The sequence below is a fragment of the Haloarcula marismortui ATCC 43049 genome, assembly GCF_000011085.1.
GTDB classification, from domain to species: Archaea; Halobacteriota; Halobacteria; order Halobacteriales; family Haloarculaceae; genus Haloarcula; species Haloarcula marismortui.
In genome coordinates this window covers 1838481-1857453 of record NC_006396.1, presented here as the reverse complement: position 1 = coordinate 1857453, position 18973 = coordinate 1838481, and the positions used below count along the sequence as shown (strand labels likewise).

Sequence of the window (18973 nt, the reverse complement as noted above, 5' to 3'; positions counted from 1 at the left end):
GGCAGTGCCGTACCGACTGTGAAAAGGTCTTGCTGTTGCTATGCGCGACTCTCTAGAATGGTTGTTTGGTACTGTTTCGCCCTGGAGCTGGAGTTTGAACAGCCAGAAAGCCCCCTGTCGCTGGGCTACTGCGACTCGCTGCGCTCCTCACTTCGTTGCGGTGCTTGCGTCGTCTCGAACGCCCAGCGACAGGCCCCTTTCAGTCCCACCCGTAGCCGGTTGCCCAATCCAGGCTGGGTGGGACCGAAAGGGGCCGCGCCATCGACGAACCCCGGCGACGTAAGCACGCGAAGCGCGCGCAGCGAGCCGCGGGAGTCGATGGCGTGGGGGCTTTCTGGCTCCCGACGGCCGTAGCTGCAGAACCATGCACAACAGAACCCGATACTTTAGCTAGCCGTTACTCTTCAACGGCTGCGTCGGCGGCATCGGCTTCAGCGTCTTCATCCTCGTCGCCGTCGTCAGGATTTTCGACGACTTCGATACCGCGGTTGTTGACCGCTGACGGGTCCAGCCCGACCTCCTGCAGGAAGTTCTTGTACTCCCGTTCGCACTGCTCGGCGTCCTTCTGGCGGTCGCTGGCGCGGTCACACAGCGCAATGAGGTCCTCGGGCACGTCGTTACTGTAGACGATCCAGTGGTTGATGAGGTCCGAGAGGCGGCGAATCGGCGAGGTGAAGTGGCCGTAGATCTCGAAGTTCAGGGCGTGGTGGCCGCCGAAGGGGTCGTTCATGTACTTCGCGCGCGGCATCACCTTCATCACGGCCCACTGGATCTTATCGAGCTGGCGACCGGGGGCCTGTTCGAGCGTGGCGTTGACGGCCTTTCGCGGGTCGTCCCAAGCGTCGCCGGGGATAGAGACGCCGTCGAGTTCCTGAATCTCGACCAGCGCTTCGTCCCACTCGTCGGGGCTCGGCTGTGGGTGGACGCGGTACATCGCCTCGACGCCGCGGTTCCACATCAGCTCGTGCGTGACGGCCTTGTTCGCCTTCAGCATACACTCCTCAATGATAGTGTGCGCGCGGTCACGGGCAGGATTGAGGACGAGTGACCCCTCCTCTTTGCGCTGCTCGTGCATCCGGTCGGCCAGTTCCCAGACGCGCTCGGTCTTCTCCGCGAGGTCGACGCTCTGGTCTTCCAGCACGTCTTCTGCGGTCTCTGGCTCATCCAGCAGGCGCTCGGCTTCGGTGTAGGTCAGCCGGGCATCCGAGCGGATGACGGACTTGTAGATATTGATCTCCTCGTAGCCGAGGTTCTCCTTGTCGAGGTGCATTTCGACGGTGTGGGCCAGACGGTCCTCGTTGGGGACCAGCGAACACACCGTCTCGGCGAGGACGGGTGGTAGCATGTGGACGGTGTAGGCCGGGAGGTAGACGGTGTTCCCGCGCTCGACGGCCTGCTCCCACATCTTCGTGTCGGGGTTGACGTAGTGGGTCACGTCGGCGATGTGGACCCAGAGGACGATCTCGTCTTCGCGCTCCTCAATGGAGATGGCATCGTCGAAGTCCTGCGCGTCGATGGGGTCAGTCGTCCAGGTGGTCATCTCCCGGAGGTCCTGCCGCTCGTCGACCTCGTCTTCAATCTCCGCCTGAACGCCCTTCGTGCGCTCCTTGGCCTCTTCCAGTACTTCGGGCGGGAACTCGTCGGGAATGCCGAACTTCTCGAACAGTTCCTCGCGTTTGTTCTCCAGATGTCGTGCCATCTCCGGGTCGATCTCGACGGGGCCTTGCCCCTCGGCGGTCCCGGCGGCCGCCTGTGCGTCCTCTGTAGTCATGTCACCCGGTACGAACAGGGCGTAGTTAGGGCTGTCGGGGTGGGACTGGGCCGTGACCCCTGCGTCTCAGTCCCTGCGAGCGTCGCCCTCGGAGAGTTCCCGGAACCGTCTCAGGAACGTCTTCTGGTCGGCCTCGCCGGCTCCGGCGGCGTCAAGTGTCGTCTCGAGCCCATCTCGTGGTTGCTGGCATAGCTCGGCAAAACAGGTTTTACAGAGATGCTCGAACGTCTTGTTTCGACGGTCCCACCGGTCGCCGTGTTTGTCGTACTCGCGGGCCTCGGACCGTGGGATGGACTCGCCACACGCGATGCAAGTGACTGACTCCCCCCGGGAACTCCGGGACCCGAACATACCTACGCGTTGCGGGCGACATCGTTTAGAACTTTTCGCACAGGCAACAGTCCCCCGTTTTCGGGCCACACGTTTATTCACCCGCCGCCACTACACAGGGTATCGGCTATTCGGAGCCAGGGACACTGAATGAAGCCACCAGAGACACTCGCTCACTCGACGTTGGACACGCTACCCATCAACATCGCTGTCCTCGACGACGAGGGAACGATCCTGTTCACGAACCGCGCCTGGCGGGAGTTCGCGGGCGACGAGGACGGGGAGATGGAGGGGACGAACTACTTCACGACAACCGATGTCGACGCCGACGAATACGCCGGACAGGCAGTCGGCGGCATCGAGTCGGTCATCGACGGTGAGCAAGACCTGTTCACGATGGAGTACCCGTGTCACTCTCCGGAGGAGAAACAGTGGTTTCTGATGCGGGTCGCACCACTTCCGGAGGATGAGGCCGGGAGCGCAGTCGTCGCACACATCGATATCACCCAGCGGAAACTCGCCGAACTGGCGGCTGAACGACGGAGCGAAGAGCTGAAGGCCGAACGCCAGAACCTCAAGCAACTCGTCGACCGGGTCGACGGGCTGCTGAAGGCGGTGATGGGCGACGTACTGACCGTCGACTCGCGGGAGGCCATCGAGCAGACCGTCTGTGACCGGCTGGCCACGGTCGACTCCTACCAGTTCGCCTGGGTGTCCGAACTCGACTTGCGCGACGAGACGCTGTCGTCGACGGCCCTGTCAGCCGACCGACCGACCGCGTTATCTATCCCACTTGACGCCGACGACCCGGTCGCGGAGGCGGCTCGTACCGAGGAGATGCAGGTCGTGACCGGTGGTATCGACGAGCAACACAGCCGGCTTGCTGACTCCGACGTGGCATCTGTCGCGGCCGTGCCGCTCGTCTCCGGCGAATCGTTATACGGCGTGCTCACCGTCTATGCCGACAGTGACGACGTGTTTGATCCCCGAGAACAGGCCGTGCTGGGAACCATCGGCCGGGCCACCGCGGCGGCTATCGATGCTCGCGAGACCAGCCGGCTGCTGACCGCCGACAACGTCACGGAACTCGAACTGCAGGTCACCGACCCCGACGTTTTTTATATTCACGTGGCAAGCGAACTCGGTTGTTCGATGGAGTACGGTGGGAGCGTCCCCAACGGTGAGGAAACGGTGATGTTCTTCCTCGTCGAGACGGACGACCCCTCGGCGGTCTGTGCCGTTGCCGCCGACCACCCGCAGGTGTCGGGCGTCTCGCACGTCTCGACGTCGGACTCGGCGGCGCTGTTCGAGTTCACCGTCTCGGACCCACCGGTCGTCTCGGTCGTCGCCGACCGCGGAGCCCAGACGGGCGACATTCTCGTCGAACCGCGACAAGCGACGGTCACCGTCACGCTTCCGGCGTCGATGGAGACCCGAAGCGTGGTCGAGCAGGTCCGAAACCAGTATCCGGAGACGGAACTGCTTTCGGTGCGAGAGCGGGACGAACCGCCCGTTTCCCGGCAGGCATTCATTGCAAACGTCGAGGAACGTCTCACGAACCGCCAGCTAACGGCGCTCCGGAAAGGGTTCCTCGGCGGCTTTTTCGACTGGCCACGTGATGTCTCCGGTGAGCAACTGGCCGAGTCGATGGATATCTGCCCGTCGACGTTCCACCAGCACCTCCGTGCGGGTGAGCGAAAGCTACTGGAAGAAGTGTTTGAAAACTGGTAACTCGTGATTCCGAACCCCCTTACCGGTGTCGGACGCTTGACGCGATTCCCGAAGCAGTTTGGTAGTCTGCTTATACCGATAACAACCGTATATACATGTAGTGATACCGAACCAGTGTCCTGTTTGTCACCGGCGAACCGACGGGACACAGACCCCCGTAATAGCGGCGCACTCACGGACCGACCGGACTATTACGGACAGCCTGCCGACAAGCGCGCGACGCATCGCCCGCCGAATGACCGCCCGATAGCTTTCAATGCATTCCGATAACATCCAAACCAGCAAATCGATACAGCAGGAAACCGGACGGACGTTCCACCTTGCGACGCGTCTGCTTCCGGAGCGTATCCGCCACCCGACGTACGTCATGTACGCGTTTTTCCGGGTCGCGGACGAGGTCGTCGACCAGACGGACGGGCCGCCGCCGACCGTTCAGCACGAGCAACTGGAGGTGATTCGCGAGGCCGCACTCGGGAACATCGACCCGGAAGAAACCGACCACGAGGCAGTCATGGCGGCGTTTCAGGACCTGGCTGACCGTCACGACATCTCCGAGGAGACGATTAACGTCTTCATCGACGCGATGGAGATGGACATCGCACAGGCCCGCTATGAGACGTTTGAGGACCTCCGTGAGTACATGGGCGGTTCTGCCGTCGCCGTCGGCCACATGATGACGGAGGTAATGGACCCGCCACAGAAGGAGGAGGCCCTGCCCCACGCGACGGCACTGGCCGAAGCGTTCCAGCTTTCGAACTTCCTGCGGGATGTTCGTGAGGACATTCACGACTACGGCCGGGTGTATCTCCCACAGGAGACGCTCGAGCGCCACGGCGTCACCGAGGAGCAACTGGCCGACGCCGAGGTCGATGACGCCTTCCGCGCCGTGATGCAGGAGGAACTGGCCCGGACCGACGAACTCTACCGCGAGGGCGTCGCCGGCATCCGGTACCTGCCGGAAGACTGCCAGTTTGGCGTGTTGCTGGCTGCGGTCCTGTACGCTGACCACCACCGGCTTATCCGTGACCGCGGGTACGACGTGCTGACGGAGACACCGGACCTCACCCGTCGCCGCCGGCTGTGGCTCCTCGCCCGCACGTGGTGGCACTGGCGGCGTAACGGCGACCCCGAAGCGACGTTCTACACCGTGAGCGCTGTCTCCGAGCGTGGCCCCGGTGAGACGCCAACAGACACTCACAGCCACGGGCAGCCCACGTGGCGTGGATGACAGCCACGCGCCGGGCATCGTTTTCGACCACCTGCTGTATCTGAACTCATGCTGTCTACCCTCACGTATCTCCAGTTTCACGCCCTCTTCGTGGTCCCAGTCGTGGCCGGCCTAGCGTTGACGGCTACCTACCGCCTCGGGAGCCGCCGGGACGTACTCACAGGAACAGCTATCCTCACCGGTCTGGCGCTCGTCTACACGACGCCGTGGGACGGCGCGCTCATCCGGCGCGGCGTCTGGTGGTACGGCGACGGCGCTGTACTGCTTCGGTTCTGGTCGATACCCCTCGGCGAGTACCTCTTTTTCATCCTGCAGACGGCGATGGTGGGGCTGTGGGTGGCCCGGTTTCGGGTAGACACGGAGCGCCCGCTGGCCACGCCAACACGAACGCGACTCGTCGGGCTTGCCGTTGCGCTCGTCGTCGTGCTGTCCGGCCTTGCACTCCTGCGCTCCGATTCGGGGCTGTACCTCGGGTCCCTGCTGGTCTGGAGCGGTCCGATTCTCGCCATTCAGTGGCTGTTTGGGTGGCATTTCCTCGTCGGCGAGTGGCGGACCGTGAGCGTCGCGACACTGGTCCCAATGGCCTATCTCTGTGGTATCGACAGCATCGCCATCCGACTCGGCGTCTGGACGATTTCAAAACAGTACACGACCGGCTACACGGTTCCCCTGCTTGACCTGCCGATTGAGGAAGCGGTGTTTTTCCTCCTGACGACGCTGTTCGTCGTGCAGGGGGTCGTGCTCTATACTTGGCTCATGGACAGATGGGAGTGAGCTACCGCAGCGCCGTCGAACCGTCGGTTCGCTACCGGGTCGCACTGGCTCCCGGCTGGGTCGCTAGCCTCGCCGTCGTCGCTCCGTTTCTCGCGGGGGTCTCGATACCACCTGCGCTCCAGTACGCCCCGCTGGTTGTCAGCGCTGTCCTGCTCGGCTTGCCCCACGGCGCAGTCGACCACCTCGCGGTCGCACGGACCCGTGGCGAGCGCCCGGACTGGCGTGCTATCGCCCGCGTGTTCGCGCTCTACGGCGTCGTTGGCGGGGCTTACGCCGTCACCTGGTTCCTCGCACCCGCGGCGGCCTTCGTCCTGTTCATCGCGGTGACGTGGTTCCACTGGGGGCAGGGCGACCTCTACGCGCTACGCGCGCTGGCCGACGCCGACCACCTCCGGTCACTCCCGCAGCGAATCGGAACCGTCCTCGTCCGCGGCGGCCTGCCGATGCTAGTCCCGCTGCTCGCGTTCCCGGAGTGGTACCGCCGCGTCGCGACGGACCTCGTCTCGCTGTTCGCGCCCGACGCCGTGGCCGCTATCGGCTGGGCGTTCCGGACCGACGTGCGGACCGCGCTCGCCCTCGCCTACGGCGCGCTCGTCGTGGCGACGCTGGCCGTCGGGTTCGCTCGCGCCGATGCCCGCCGGCCGTGGCTGCTCGACGCCGGTGAGACGCTGGGCCTGCTTGCCTACTTCGCCCTCGTCCCGCCGGTGCTCGCCATCGGCGTGTACTTCTGTCTGTGGCACTCGCTGCGCCACGTCGCCCGCCTGCTGCTGGTCGACGACGACGCCACTGCCGCACTCCAGAACCGCGACCCATCGGCGGCACTGGCGCGGTTTGCCCGCGACGCCGCCCCGCTGACCGCTGCCTCGCTCGCTCTCCTCGGCGGGCTATATTTCCTTGTCCCAAATCCGCCGGGGTCCGTCCCGGAGTGGGTCGCGCTGTACTTGGTGTTCATCGCTGTCGTCACACTGCCTCACGTCGTTGTGGTCAGCATTATGGACCGCGAACAGGGCGTCTGGGCGTAGTCGGCTCCCTCTCTAGACGGCACTATGACCGGATGTCTGGAAGAACTGAAGTCGAAAATCACGGTGGACATCCACGCGAGCGAAGCGAGCGTTCGGCCTTTTTCGCCACCGAAAGACTCGCGTTGCTCGCTCGTCTTTCGAGCTGCTCGGAAATCGAAGATTTCCGGCATGACGAGACGGCAATGCCGTCTCGAACCACCTCGCTCGCTTCGCTCACGAGGACCACGTTTTTGCGCCGAGTGGTGCGCTTCGCGCACCCGAGGCGGAAAAAGGTGGGTTACTTGCCCTTGCCGCCGTTGCTGCGCAGCGACGGGCGGGTCTTTTCGCTACCCTTGCCCTTGCCGCTGAGGCCGCGGTTGCGGCGACCGGCACCGGTCAGACCGCGGAAGACGCGGTCGGCCTGGTCGTCAGCACAGATCCACGACAGGTCGTCGTCGTTCTGGATGGCCGGGTGGTTCGGGTCGATGAGGATGACCTCATGCCACTTCTGGCGGCCGTCCTGACCGACGGAGTAGCTGTTGAGCACGCGCAGGTTCGGGAAGGTGCGGGAGGCGCGTTCCTCGGCGACGCGCTGGATGTCCTTCCGGCGGGTGATGCGCGTGACGCCCTGGCGCTTGGAGCGGCGGCCGGCCTTGTGGCGGCGCTTGCGTGCGCTGCCCTTGCGGACGGAGACGCGGGCGACAATAACGCCCTGCTTGGCCTTGTAACCCTGCGAGCGGGCCTTGTCGAGGCGGGTCGGGCGCTCGATGCGCTCGACGGCCCCTTCGTTGCGCCATTCCTGCTGGCGCTGCCACTGTAGTTCTGCGAGTTGTCCGTCGCCTGGGTTCTTCCAGGCATCTCGAATGTACGAATATGCGCTTCGTGCCATATGTATTCACCACGGGCGTTGCGTGGTTCAAGTCGCGCGCGGCGCGACTCACATCCCGACCTGCACACGCAGGTGCCCGCTGGTGCCCGTTGTCCAGCGAGTTACCCCGGAGTTTGCCGCTCGGAGTCTTAAACGGTTCGGACCAGACTTGTGGATGAGACCCGGTCACGCAGGGCAAGTGACCGCTGAAACCGTCAGATATCTATATTTTAGCAACACAAACCGTTAACTTGCTTGCGGCCAGAGAGTCACGTATTACCATGACAGACCTTGGTGGCTTTCAGGACCACGTGGCACGGATCGACCTCGGAGACGGGGACGTAGCCTACGAAGGTATTGACGAGGAAGACGCGAAAAAGTATATCGGTGCACGCGGACTCGGCGTGAAGTATGTCTTCGACCAGGGGCCGGACGTTGACCCGCTTGGGCCGGAGAACCTGCTGGCGTTCATGAACGGGCCGCTGACGGGGACACAGGTGACGATGAGCGGTCGTATCGCCATCTGTACGAAGTCGCCGCTGACGGGGACCGTCACTGATTCCCACCACGGCGGCTGGTCCGGGGCGCGACTGAAGTGGTCGGGCTTCGACGGACTGCTGTTCGAAGGGCAGGCTGACGAGCCGGTGTATGCGCTCGTCGAAGACGGCGAAGTGGAACTGCGCGACGCCTCACACCTCTGGGGGCAGGGCGTCCACGACACTATCGACGACCTCGAAGGCGAAATCGAGGGCGGCTCGCTGGGCAAGAACCTTTCCGTAATGGCCATCGGCCAGGGCGGTGAGAACGAGGTCAAATACGCCTGTATCGTCAACGAGGACGACCGCGCGTCGGGTCGCGGTGGCACCGGCTGCGTGATGGGCAACAAGAACCTCAAAGCCGTCGTCGTCAAGTCCAGCACTCGGATGCCGAAGCCAAAAGACCAAGAGACGTTCCAGGAGGGCCACAAGCAGGCGATGCAGGTCATCCAGGAATCCGACGTGACCGCGCCCAATGAAGGCGGACTCTCGATGTACGGGACCAACGTCCTGATGAATCCCACCGAGGAGATGGACGGTCTCCCGACGAAAAACGGGAAGTACTCGTCGACGCGAGCGTACTCGGACGCCGAGGGCGACGGCGAGCGTATCATCGACTCAGAGAACGTCTCGGGCGAAAACGTCCGGGAGAACATCCTTGTTGACGAGCCGACCTGTCACTCCTGTCCGGTCGCCTGCAAGAAGGAAGTCGAGGTGCAGGCGATGCACAAGGGCGAGGAGATGAACGTCCGCACCGAATCCTACGAGTACGAGTCCGCGTGGGCGCTCGGCCCGAACTCCGGCCACGTCGAACGCGACAAGATTGCAGTGATGCTCGACCGGTGTAACGACCTCGGCGTCGACACCATCGATGTTGGTAACACCATGGCGATGACGATGGAGATGACCGAGGAGGGCAAACTCGACGAACTCGACGACGGTCTGGACTGGGGCGACGCCGAGACGATGATCGACATGATCGAGATGATCGCCCACCGCGAGACGGAACTCGCGGACCACCTCGCCGAGGGGCCGGACCATCTCGCCGAGGAGTTCGACGCTCACACCAACTCTCTCGCGGTCAAAGGCCAGACGATGGCCGCCTACGACCCGCGCTGTATGAAGGGGATGGCAATCGGGTACGCGACCTCAAACCGTGGGGCGTGTCACCTGCGCGGCTACACCCCAGCAGCCGAAATTCTCGGTATCCCGGAGAAGGTTGACCCGCGAGAGTGGGAGGGCAAAGGCGAGCTGTGTGCTACCTTCCAGGACCTGCACGCTATCAGTGACTCCTTCGACATCTGCAAGTTCAACGCCTTCGCGGAAGGTATCGAGGAGTACGTCCTGCAGTACAACGGCATGACTGGGCTGGACGTGAGCGAGGAGGAACTGATGGAGGCCGGCGAGCGCGTCTACAACCTCGAACGGTACTACAACAACCTCGCGGGCTTCGACGGGTCCGACGACGACCTGCCAAACCGGTTCGTGGAGGGCGACGAGCACGCGATGCCAGCCCAAGGCGGTTCCGAGGGCGAACTCGCGGAACTCTCGAAGATGAAAGACGAGTACTACGAGGTCCGTGGCTGGGAGAACGGCGTCGTTCCCGACGAGAAACTCGACGAACTGGGAATCGATATCGGCCCCGGAACCGGCGTCAGCTCCGGCGGCGCAGCGGCACCGAGCGACGACTGAGATAGCGCCGGCCGTCGAACACATTTCACTTCTCTAATGCGCAAGGAAGATATCGACGACTTCGAATTTCAAGTAGAGTCCCGACTGACCAGCCACGGCGTTTACGTCACCGACTTCACCGACGAGGGCGAGACGTACCGGCTCACATATGAATCAATTTCGGCCGACGAGGCGGCCGTCATTCCCCACCGGGAAATCGGCCGCGTCATCAACGTCTTTCGGGACCTCCACGCTGATGACTGGTCCGGCGTCGACATCGAGGCGACCGTGACGGATCTTGAGGACACCGAACTTGGCGAATGGTCAGTCGACAGCGAGTGGATCGACGACCTCGAAAACGGCGACCTCTCCGAAACGGCGTTCTCCCAGCGCGTGCTGGAGACGATTACGGTTCAGAGCTGACTGCCAGTACGGCCCTGATTTCCAGCGTCGTCTCGAACTCCTCGCTTCTGTCCAGCCGCCGCCCGTCGCGCTCGAACTGGGCGGCGTGGGCCCGCTGAACGGCGTCCTGCTCGCGGTTGCTCAGTCCAAGTTCTGTGCCGATACTGTCCCAGTGGTCCGACTCAGCGCAGACGTAATCGGCCTCTCTGGGGCCGCTGATGCGTTCGTACTCTCTGTCGTAGGTTTCCCGGTTTGCCCGGAGATACGTTTGCACCTGTTCGAGCAGGTCGGGGAGGCGGTCGAGCGGGACGCTGGCCTGCGTGCCGGCCAGCAAGACGATCTGCCCCTCGATTGGGTACGACGGGTCGGCCATCGCGCCCCGGTCAGCCGCCCGCCCGCATTGCTTTCTGTGCGAACTTCTCGATAAGCGGCTCCAGTGTCTCCGGGTCACCGTCGAACTGGATTGTTACCTCGTTGAGTTGGAGGCTGGGGCCGATAGCGACTTTCTCCTCTGAGAGTGTCGCCGCCCAGCCGTCGCCTTCGACGGTCGCTTCGCCGCGTTGCTCGCCGCCGAGGTTCTCTAGATACCCGATAGCGGCTCGAACCGAGATGCCGCGAAAACTCCGTTCACGCTCCATCGTGTGGTCGTTACGGGTGCGGTCGTCTAAACTTATCGGCGGTCCGGCGCTCGTTTGCCACACCCGCGCTATCCCGAGGTGTCACTCTGCCGGACAGAGAGGGTCTACCCCGGCCGGATACCGTCGTCGACGATGCGGGCGTTGCGCTCGCGGTTGATGCGCTCATCCAGATCGGCGTGGTCGTAAATCTGGGCAATGACGGCGGCGTGCAGGTCGCGCCAGGCCATCGCGTAGATGGGTGACTGACCCCAGGCCCGAAGTTCGACGACGTACTCGTCGTAGGCCTCCCACCGGCTCTCGAACTGCTCGATGTGGTCGACGACGGCGCTGGCCGGCTCTTCGGTATTGAGCGCGGCGTTGAGCTCCCGCTCCCAGCCACCAACGGCCTGTTCCATGTCGCGTTTCGTGTCCTCGCTGTCCGGCGGCAGCGAGTCGACAATTCCGGCCGGAATCCCCAGTTCGATATTGTCCATATCGCCACACAGAGTTCGCCGCAAATAAACCCCAGCGATGGGCGAACATGTTCGTCTCTACTGACTTCTATCGGCGGGGTGTAGCGTACACATGAGCAGTGAGACAGTAGAGCGACAGTCGTCGGCAATGGACCTGACTACTGTCGAGGTCAGGTGCACCGGCCACGTTCGCCGGGTCGTCGGCGAACCGGCGCTGTCATACACGTTCGAAGGGAACACGCTACGTGACTTCCTCGACGCGTTCTTTCAGGAGTACGACGTGGGCGATATGCTCATCGCGGAAACCGAAGCCGACGCCACCACCGAGGGCTGGGCCCCGGAGATAGCGGACCTGCCGGGCGACTGGGCGAAAAACCCCGAAGGCGAACAGACCAGATGCTACGCGCGAGTGGCGGTCAACGGTGAGTTCAACGAACATCTCGACGGACTGGACACGGAACTGGAAACCGGCGACCGCATCGGGTTGCTATACCCGTTCATCTTCTGTTGCTGACTCGGGCAACTGACTGTCGCAGGAATTACCCCCCGGCAACTGGCGGGAACACGCTAAGTTCGTCTCCGTCTTCCAGTGGGGTCTCTAGACCATCGAGATGGGCAATGTCTCTTCCGTTCCGGAGGATTGTCAGATACTCTCGCAGTTCGCCGTCCTCAAATAGGTCCATCTCTGTGAACTCCTCGGAGAGCTGTCGGAGCACATCGCCCGCCTGCAGGTCCGTTTCATACTCGCGGTGAACCGTTTTCTGTCCGACGGCTTCCCGGAAGTTGGCAAAAAACCGCAGCTCGATTTGCATACCGCTGGATTGGCGGTCGAGTGGCTTAAATCACAGCGCTCGAACCACGTGGATCGAACAATCAACTGATTTACTCGTTGTATTGAATCTATCATCGACCTCGAATTCCTATCCGATGGGAACGACTTCGACCCGTTTTACCGTCTCAGGCCCTGACTCCGAACATGGAACGTGTGGTCGCAAGCGATGACCCGATGATAGATGTCGACCGACTGCGAGCGGAACTCGACGCTGATGTCGTCGTCGCGGAGACAGACGACGAGGACGCGGTCCGGGACGCCGCTGCCGGGGCAGCGGGCCTCGTCGTGGACGTGAACACGCCGGTCACTGCCGGCGTGCTTGACGCGCTGGACGACCTCAAGATCGTTGCGAGAGCGGGCGTCGGTATCGACAACATCGACGTGTCTGCGGCGGCAGACAACGGCGTGACCGTCACGAACGTCCCCGAGTACTGTACCGACGAGGTCGCTACCCACACGGTGACGCTACTGCTTGACTGTGTTCGGACGCTTACGGCCTACGACCGCGACGTTCGCGACGGCGGCTGGGGCTGGGAGCGAACCCGGCCGGTGCATCGCGTCCGCGACCAGACGCTGGGCCTCGTCTCTTTCGGCCCCATCGCGCGGCGGGTGCGCGACCAACTGCGTGGCTTTGACCTCGACGTGATTGCCTACGACCCCTACGTCGATGCCGAGGAGATGGCCGACGCCGATGTCGAAAAGGTCGCGCTGGAGACGCTGTACGAGCGAGCTGACTACGTTTCCCTCCACGCGCCGCTGACCGGGGAGACGGCAGAGATGATAGACGCCGACGCGCTCGCAGCGATGCGTGAGCAGGCAATTCTGGTCAACACCGGCCGTGGCGGCCTCGTCGACGAAGCGGCGCTCCGGACGGCGCTGGAGGACGGAATGATTGGAGCGGCGGGTCTCGATGTACTCGCCGAGGAACCGCCGACGGCTGAGCACCCGCTGGTCGGCCTTGACAACTGTATCGTCACGCCGCATGCGGCCTGGTACTCTGAGGAAGCTCGCGACGACCTTAATGCCGCCGTCGCGGCGAACGTCGAAGCCGCGCTGGCCGGCGAGACGCCGCCGAACCGAATCGACCCGGACACGGACTGGCTGTAGCGCCTTTGCAGGTGCAAGTGCCGCGTCGCCGGCCCCGCCGGTCGTATCAACCATACTAGCTTATCTCCTGTGGCAGCCTCCTCTCAGACATGACAACGCGGTTACTTACTGTGCTGGTGGTGTCACTGCTCGTCCTTGCCGGGTGTCTCGGCGGCGGTCCGGCGGTGGGCGACGGGACTGATGCAGACGACGGCGGGGCCGCACCGGCAGACCGGGACGACCTTTCGGTTGAGGCGACGGACCGCCTCCTGCGAGACGCGGGCAGTTTCACCGCGAGGTGGTCGTACTCGACGACTGAGGCCGGCGAGACGGCTACGATAACGAACGTCTATCAGGTGGACCTGCAGGCGAACCGTTCGCTGGAGACGTTCACGATGTCCGGGCCGGACGCCAGAACTGATTTCGAGACGTTTGTCGCCGACGGCTCGGCCTACACGCGGTACGAGACTGACGGCGAAGCGTTCTATCAGGTCAGGCCACAGGACGACACCTCGTTCCAGTCCGCCGTCGACCGCGGGACGCTCAGCTACGAATCAGTCGATGACGCCCGCTTTGTCGGGACAGAAACCTTCGACGGCGTCACGGTGGACCGCTACGAGTACTCGGACCTCTCGACCTGGCGGCAGTTCGGTGCCGGCGCGTTCGGGTCCGGCGGGAACGTGACTGTGACCGATTTCACTGTCGTGATTCTGGTCGATTCGGACGGACTTGCACGCCAGACAGCGTGGACGCTGACCGGCGAGACTGACAACGGCGAAACGGTCTCAATCGAGTGGCGCTACGAGATCACCGACGTCGGGTCGACTGACGTTCCAGACCCGGACTGGCTTGCAGAGGCCCGGTCTCAGCAATCGACCGCAACCACGTGAGCGGCGTGGCCGACCTCAGCACCTGAGGAATTCCCGGCGCTGGTCGCCGAGAGCGCTCTGGCCGGTCCCTGCCGTCTTGATATCCCGAATGAGGTTCGAGAGGTACGCCTGAAGACCGGGGTCACAGGTGCCAAACTCTCTCGCTTGGCGGTAATCACACCAGAGTGCGACCGGCAACAGCGGGGCCGCAAACAGTCCGGACAGCGTGACCCCCAGCTGGAACGGGTGACCGGTCGGGACGGCGAGCCACGCAGCGGCCACGATTGCCCAGAACACCGCCCCGTAGACGACGGTGTGTCGCCAGTTGTGCGTCGGTAGTTCATATCCGCGAATGCGCGACGGCGAGTCGTCCGGTGTGTCGCCAGTGACCGCTCCGCTGGACGAGTCGCCAGTAGATGGAGAGACAGGACACGACATACTCCCTCGAAAGCGTGCTTCGATAATGACGGCTGGTTTGGCATACGCCGAACGAGACAGTGCGTATAAGCCACTCGACACGCAACGGGATGTACATGCGAGAGTTCATCTTCACTATCGACTACGAGTGGAACGTCGACCCCGTTATGGACGTGTTCATCGACTATCCGGAGACCCATTCCCGGACGATAGCGTGCAACGTCACACGAGACGGGATGTGGCGGCTCGAGCGCGTCGCCGGCCCGGAGACTGCGCTTGAACAGCTGGATGACGTGTACGACGACCCGGTCCAGTGTACCGAGTGCATCGGAACCCGTAACTGCAAGACGGACTGGACGTACGAGGTCATCGGCTCGGACCCCGGCGCTCGGACGGTGTACAGCTACCGGTCGGAAGCCGGCGACTGTCACTCGATTCCGCGGTTAGCCATCGACCACGTCGGCCGCGGCGTCCTCGTCGAGACTGAGCGCCGTGGCAGCCGGTGTGAGTGGCGGCTCCTCCTCTGTAGCGACGCCGGCGTCGACGGCCTGTTCGAGGAGATGAAATCCGAGCTCCGGGAGGGACTCACCGTCGAATTCCGGCAGCTCAGTTCCCCCTCGTACTGGGTCGACGAGGCCGTGACGCTGGCGGAGCTGCCGCCGGAACAACAGGCCGCTGTCGAGGCTGCCGTCGAACACGGCTACTACCGGACGCCCCGGGACACCTCGCTCACTGACCTCGCAGAGACGCTCGACGTGTCACGGTCGACGCTCCAGTACCGCCTCCAGCGTGCGGAGGCGTGGATCGTCCGGTCGTTCGTCACGCGGTCGATGGGGCCAGTTCAGGCCGACGAAGATGTCGCCGAGGGTGGACGCCTCCGTATCGGTCGCTCGGGCGTGTAGTCGACAGTATCGCGTCTGGCACCAGAACCGAACTGCACTGCACTACCTGTATACTGCCGCGTCGCAGTTCAGAACGCGGTAACAGCGGGAGTGAGAGTTGTACGTCGTGGTGCGCCGAACGTGACACATAGATATTACTTCTCCGAACTTCGGCATATGCCAAACGAGGCGTCATGGGGGATGCACCCCTATAATTGGGTACGACCGCGGGCGTCCCACGCGCTCGCAGAGGACATCTATGACGACACGCAGCATCTATTCCCCCGACGAACGCGATGAAAGTGCGGACGAACAGGCCGAGTCCGAGGCGAGCACTGGCCACGCCTGCCCGGACTGTGGCGGAAGCCTCGTCACCGACGACAGTCGTGGCGAGACCGTCTGCGAGTCGTGTGGTCTCGTCGTCGATGAGGACGAGATCGACCACGGGCCGGAGTGGCGCGCTTTCGACAGTCAGGAGCGCGACAACAAGCGCCGGGTCGGCGCGCCGACGACCGAGATGAAACACGACAAGGGCCTCTCGACGAATATCGGCTGGCAGGACAAGGACGCCTACGGCAACTCCCTGTCGACGCGCCAGCGCGAGAAGATGCAGCGCCTGCGGACCTGGGACGAGCGGTTCCGCACCCGCGACCACGCCGAGCGCAACCTCAAGCAGGCGCTTGGCGAGATTGACCGGATGGGGAGCGCCCTCGGTGTCCCCGAGAGCGCCCGTGAGACGGCCAGCGTCATCTACCGCCGCGCGCTCGATGAAGGGATGCTACCCGGTCGCTCCATCGAAGGGATGGCGACCGCCGCGCTGTACGCTGCCGTCAGGCAGGCGAACCTTCCGCAGACGCTTGACGACATGGCTGTCGTCAGCCGCGTCGACGAGATGGAGTTCACTCGGGCCTATCGCTATCTCAACCGCGAACTCTCCCTGCAGGTCGGCCCGCCGGACCCTGCAACCTACCTCAGCAAGTTCGTCTCCAAACTCGACGCAGACGACGCCCTCGAACGCCAGGCCCGCGCCCTCATCGAAGCGGGGAAGGAAGCGAACGTCCACAGCGGCAAGAGCCCCGTCGGCCTCGCCGCTGCGGCCATCTACGCCGCCGGCCTCCTACTCGGCGAGGAGATGACCCAGGAGACCGTCAGTGAGGCTACTGACATCAGCACCGTGACCATCCGCGAGCGCTACCGCGAACTGCTTGAAGCCGAGTCGGAACTCGACGACAGCGCCGTCGACGCGGCCAGCGGCACCGAATCCGGCGCGAGCGCCTGAACCGTCGTATCTCCCGCTCTGTTACTCTCTACTGTCCCGGCAGCGGACAGAGGCTCGCAGTCAAAACAGCTACCTCGTCGGTGTGGTTGTGCGCGCCATGGGCCTGCCCGCGCTCGTTCAGGACGACGCCCGGCGCGGCGATGGCTTCCTCGGTGTCGTCCTGCTGGACCGTCACCTCGCCGCGGACGACGTGGAACACGTTCGTCGCGCCGTCGTGCTCGTGCGGGTCGATTGTCGCGTCCGGCCCCAGCGCGAACGCCTTCACCAGCACGTCGTCGGTCACTGCCAGTTCTCCGTCGATGACTTCGCCTGCTTCCGGTTCGGCGTCGAACGCTGCCAATCTATCGAGTGACATACCGGCACGTGGGCCGGGGCGTCCTTAGCCGTTCGGCTGCTGAGAAATTCGTGACTGTTTGTATCGGTGCATACACTGTTCAGACTCGCCTCACGAGACACCAACACGGCTCACGCATCTGCTCGCCGGAACGCGAGACTGTACATCGTCCCGGTTCGCTCGGAGCCGATAGCTGCGACCAGATCTTCAGCCATCGCAGTCAGTGGCTCCCCGAGCGAATCCGGAAGCGCCGCGGCGTACTCCCGCACCACCTCTGCGTGGGCATCTAGATGAGCCTCGGTCCAGGGGACCGGGTTCAGCAGCGTCTTCCGTCGTTCGACACTCCAGCCGTTGGCGGCGAAGACGGCAACCAGCACGGCGGGCGGGTAGAACGTCAGCACCGGCCGGCCGTCGACTACCCGCGCGGCGGCGTTTTCCAGCGCGAACAGTCGGTTGACAGCCGCGTCGGCGGGCGGCACCGCGTAGTCGTCGACGACGAGGCAACCGTCGGGTTTTGCGACCCGCGTCAGTTCGGCCGCGATAGGGGCCAGTTCGGCCGGTGGCAGGACGTTACACAGTCCGTGGGCGGCGACGAGGTCGACGCTGTCGGTCGCAAGCGGCGTCGCCCGGAGGTCAGCCTCGATCACGGCCAGCCGGTCGGCGTTTCGGTCGCCGATGCGGTCCCGGACCGTCGCGGCGTGGTCTGCGTCGTTCGTCACCGCATACACGCGTTTTGCGCCCGCGGCCAGCAGTCCTGCCGTCGTGTTCCCGACGCCGGCTCCGGCCTCAAGACAGACCCGTCCCTCGACCCGCTGGTCAGCGAGTGCCGCTGTCACCGTCTCCGGAACGTCCCCGTTCACGCTCATACTGTTTGCTGTAACTTTATGTAGATATTCACCACCCTCTGGTGGTGCCATTTTTCAATGGCTTACAGCCGACAGTATCAGTGGTGCAGTTGCTCGGGCACCGGACTGTCATCGTGGCGCGCTTCCTCGATGAGTGCGCGCTGGCGCGCCTCGTCCATCCCCGCCGAGCGACTGGCGGCATCGAGCACCATCTTCACGAGCTTCGGGTCGCCGGGGCTGACGATGGTATCGAGACCTCGGGCGGCGGCGAAGTCGAACCGCTCGCGGATGTCCTCTGGTGTGTCGACCGGCTCGTACCAGTTCGCGTACGGGCGGTCGGCCTCGGCCAGTTCGTCGGTCGGTGGCCACGACCCCTTCGCGAACGCCTTGATGCCCAGCGTACCGATGCCCTCCGCCTCACAGCGGTCCAGCACGGCCTCGTAGTCGTACTCGTCACCGTCCTTGCCGGCGACGACGGGGTTCAGCGGGAACATCACCGTCTCAAGGTCGTCGATGCGGTCGATGGCGTCGAGGATGAGCCCGGGGTTGCCGTGGCTCGTCAGCCCGATGTGGTCTACCTTCCCTGCCGCCTTTGCCTCGCGTATCGCATCGAGTGCGCCGCCGTCAGCGGTGATCGTGTCCAGTTCGTCTTCGTATTCCAGGCCGTGGATCTGGTAGAGGTCGATAGTGTCGATGCCGAGGCGGTTCAGCGACCGGTCGATTTTCCGGGCGGCCCCCTCGTACTCTCGCTCTTGGGTCTTACAGCCCAGGAAGATGTTCTCGCGGTACTGCCGGAGCTTCGGCCCCAGTTTCAGCTCTGCGTCACCGTAGGTCGGTGCTACGTCGAAGTGGTTGACGCCGTGGTCCAACACGAGTTCGACCAACTGGTTCGCGCCCTCCTGTTCGAGCCAGTTGAGTGCGATCGAACCGAACGTCAGCATCGTGCTCTCCTGTCCAGTGTCGCCCAGTGCTCGGGTCTCCATACCCGGTTGCACGCTCCGGATACCAATAACCGTTCGTCGCTGCTG

22 protein-coding genes are annotated in these 18973 nt (G+C 63.8%); 11 read left to right on the top strand and 11 right to left on the bottom strand.

What is annotated here, in order from left to right; all coding sequences use genetic code 11:
* Window positions 1-397: 397 nt before the first annotated feature.
* Together RR_RS13220 and RR_RS13215 are read right to left on the bottom strand one after the other, a co-directional pair.
* Complete coding sequence (locus RR_RS13220; protein WP_011224014.1) at window positions 398-1771, bottom strand: RNB domain-containing ribonuclease; 1374 nt, start codon at window positions 1769-1771, stop codon at window positions 398-400.
* A 66-nt stretch (window positions 1772-1837) separates the two neighbouring features.
* Window positions 1838-2122, bottom strand: a complete 285-nt coding sequence (locus RR_RS13215) for a DUF7562 family protein (protein ID WP_004958380.1) — start codon at window positions 2120-2122, stop codon at window positions 1838-1840.
* A 129-nt stretch (window positions 2123-2251) separates the two neighbouring features.
* Between RR_RS13215 and RR_RS13210 the strand changes: the two genes are divergently transcribed.
* The 4 genes from RR_RS13210 to RR_RS13195 all read left to right on the top strand — a co-directional run bounded on the left by RR_RS13210 (window position 2252) and on the right by RR_RS13195 (window position 6856).
* The gene (locus RR_RS13210; protein WP_011224013.1) at window positions 2252-3832 is read left to right on the top strand and encodes a bacterio-opsin activator domain-containing protein; all 1581 of its coding nucleotides are present in this window, start codon (window positions 2252-2254) and stop codon (window positions 3830-3832) included.
* A gap of 256 nt (window positions 3833-4088) precedes the next feature.
* Window positions 4089-5060, top strand: coding sequence for a phytoene/squalene synthase family protein (locus RR_RS13205; protein ID WP_004958374.1), 972 nt, complete (start codon window positions 4089-4091; stop codon window positions 5058-5060).
* Between the two features lie 48 nt (window positions 5061-5108).
* Complete coding sequence (locus tag RR_RS13200; protein WP_011224012.1) at window positions 5109-5834, top strand: lycopene cyclase domain-containing protein; 726 nt, start codon at window positions 5109-5111, stop codon at window positions 5832-5834.
* Window positions 5831-6856: a Brp/Blh family beta-carotene 15,15'-dioxygenase gene (locus RR_RS13195; protein WP_171814232.1), complete on the top strand. Its 1026-nt coding sequence runs from the start codon at window positions 5831-5833 to the stop codon at window positions 6854-6856. Before RR_RS13200 ends, RR_RS13195 begins: the two co-directional genes overlap by 4 nt.
* Before the next feature lie 277 nt (window positions 6857-7133).
* Here the strand turns inward: RR_RS13195 and RR_RS13190 are convergent, their stop codons facing one another.
* A complete protein-coding gene (locus RR_RS13190; RefSeq protein WP_004958369.1) occupies window positions 7134-7724 on the bottom strand; it encodes a 50S ribosomal protein L15e in 591 nt (196 codons plus the stop codon).
* 260 nt (window positions 7725-7984) lie between these two features.
* Between RR_RS13190 and RR_RS13185 the strand changes: the two genes are divergently transcribed.
* On the top strand, window positions 7985-9931 hold the full coding sequence (locus RR_RS13185) for an aldehyde ferredoxin oxidoreductase family protein (protein WP_011224011.1): 1947 nt from the start codon (window positions 7985-7987) through the stop codon (window positions 9929-9931).
* 36 nt (window positions 9932-9967) lie between these two features.
* Window positions 9968-10333: a hypothetical protein gene (locus tag RR_RS13180; protein WP_004958366.1), complete on the top strand. Its 366-nt coding sequence runs from the start codon at window positions 9968-9970 to the stop codon at window positions 10331-10333.
* Here the strand turns inward: RR_RS13180 and RR_RS13175 are convergent.
* The 3 genes from RR_RS13175 to RR_RS13165 form a co-directional block, all read right to left on the bottom strand.
* On the bottom strand, window positions 10317-10685 hold the full coding sequence (locus tag RR_RS13175; protein WP_004958364.1) for a hypothetical protein: 369 nt from the start codon (window positions 10683-10685) through the stop codon (window positions 10317-10319). The genes RR_RS13180 and RR_RS13175 overlap by 17 nt on opposite strands.
* Before the next feature lie 10 nt (window positions 10686-10695).
* Window positions 10696-10950, bottom strand: a complete 255-nt coding sequence (locus tag RR_RS13170) for a hypothetical protein (RefSeq protein ID WP_004958362.1) — start codon at window positions 10948-10950, stop codon at window positions 10696-10698.
* A 104-nt stretch (window positions 10951-11054) separates the two neighbouring features.
* Complete coding sequence (locus RR_RS13165) at window positions 11055-11423, bottom strand: hypothetical protein (RefSeq protein WP_004958360.1); 369 nt, start codon at window positions 11421-11423, stop codon at window positions 11055-11057.
* Window positions 11424-11514: 91 nt separating this feature from the next.
* On the opposite strand from RR_RS13165, the gene RR_RS13160 reads away from it, so the two are divergent.
* Window positions 11515-11916: a MoaD/ThiS family protein gene (locus RR_RS13160; RefSeq protein ID WP_011224010.1), complete on the top strand. Its 402-nt coding sequence runs from the start codon at window positions 11515-11517 to the stop codon at window positions 11914-11916.
* 25 nt (window positions 11917-11941) lie between these two features.
* Here the strand turns inward: RR_RS13160 and RR_RS13155 are convergent, their stop codons facing one another.
* Window positions 11942-12214, bottom strand: a complete 273-nt coding sequence (locus RR_RS13155) for a ubiquitin-like small modifier protein 1 (RefSeq protein WP_004958357.1) — start codon at window positions 12212-12214, stop codon at window positions 11942-11944.
* A 164-nt stretch (window positions 12215-12378) separates the two neighbouring features.
* On the opposite strand from RR_RS13155, the gene RR_RS13150 reads away from it, so the two are divergent.
* Complete coding sequence (locus tag RR_RS13150; RefSeq protein ID WP_011224009.1) at window positions 12379-13341, top strand: C-terminal binding protein; 963 nt, start codon at window positions 12379-12381, stop codon at window positions 13339-13341.
* Between the two features lie 89 nt (window positions 13342-13430).
* Window positions 13431-14210, top strand: a complete 780-nt coding sequence (locus tag RR_RS13145) for a DUF7537 family lipoprotein (protein WP_011224008.1) — start codon at window positions 13431-13433, stop codon at window positions 14208-14210.
* Between the two features lie 15 nt (window positions 14211-14225).
* Here RR_RS13145 and RR_RS13140 read toward each other — a convergent pair whose 3' ends face one another.
* Window positions 14226-14627, bottom strand: a complete 402-nt coding sequence (locus RR_RS13140) for a hypothetical protein (RefSeq protein WP_011224007.1) — start codon at window positions 14625-14627, stop codon at window positions 14226-14228.
* A 95-nt stretch (window positions 14628-14722) separates the two neighbouring features.
* Between RR_RS13140 and RR_RS13135 the strand changes: the two genes are divergently transcribed.
* Window positions 14723-15508, top strand: a complete 786-nt coding sequence (locus tag RR_RS13135; RefSeq protein ID WP_049938961.1) for a helix-turn-helix domain-containing protein — start codon at window positions 14723-14725, stop codon at window positions 15506-15508.
* A 238-nt stretch (window positions 15509-15746) separates the two neighbouring features.
* Complete coding sequence (locus RR_RS13130) at window positions 15747-16766, top strand: transcription initiation factor IIB (protein WP_004958347.1); 1020 nt, start codon at window positions 15747-15749, stop codon at window positions 16764-16766.
* 28 nt (window positions 16767-16794) lie between these two features.
* Here RR_RS13130 and RR_RS13125 read toward each other — a convergent pair whose 3' ends face one another.
* The 3 genes from RR_RS13125 to RR_RS13115 all read right to left on the bottom strand — a co-directional run bounded on the left by RR_RS13125 (window position 16795) and on the right by RR_RS13115 (window position 18928).
* Window positions 16795-17121, bottom strand: a complete 327-nt coding sequence (locus RR_RS13125; RefSeq protein WP_011224005.1) for a cupin domain-containing protein — start codon at window positions 17119-17121, stop codon at window positions 16795-16797.
* A gap of 110 nt (window positions 17122-17231) precedes the next feature.
* Window positions 17232-17966 (bottom strand): class I SAM-dependent methyltransferase, encoded by a 735-nt coding sequence (locus RR_RS13120; protein WP_049938960.1) that lies wholly within the window; start codon window positions 17964-17966, stop codon window positions 17232-17234.
* Window positions 17967-18043: 77 nt separating this feature from the next.
* Complete coding sequence (locus tag RR_RS13115) at window positions 18044-18928, bottom strand: aldo/keto reductase (protein ID WP_007188676.1); 885 nt, start codon at window positions 18926-18928, stop codon at window positions 18044-18046.
* Window positions 18929-18973: the final 45 nt, after the last annotated feature.